The organism is Streptomyces sp. SID4985, from assembly GCF_009863025.1.
Classification (GTDB): domain Bacteria; phylum Actinomycetota; class Actinomycetes; order Streptomycetales; family Streptomycetaceae; genus Streptomyces.
The window spans coordinates 1-206 of the sequence record NZ_WWIR01000458.1 but is presented as its reverse complement, the minus strand read 5'-3'; the positions used below and the strand labels follow the sequence as shown (position 1 = coordinate 206).

The following is a 206-nucleotide window of genomic DNA, read 5'->3' as shown; positions in this document are numbered from 1 at the left end:
TACGCCAAGCTGGACCCGTACACCGGTGCCCAGCTGGCCCTCGCCGAGGCGTACCGCAACGTCGCGGCCGGCGGCGCCAAGCCGCTCGCGGTCTCCGACTGCCTCAACTTCGGCTCCCCCGAGGACCCGGACGTGATGTGGCAGTTCGCCGAGGCCACCCGCGGCCTGGCCGACGCCTGCCAGGTGCTCGGCACCCCCGTCACCGG

1 protein-coding gene is annotated in these 206 nt (G+C 74.3%); it reads left to right on the top strand.

Features of this window, described 5'->3' with window-relative positions; all coding sequences use genetic code 11:
* A partial coding sequence (locus tag GTW40_RS20090) for an AIR synthase related protein (RefSeq protein ID WP_161181578.1) occupies positions 1-206 on the top strand: 206 nt, incomplete at both ends.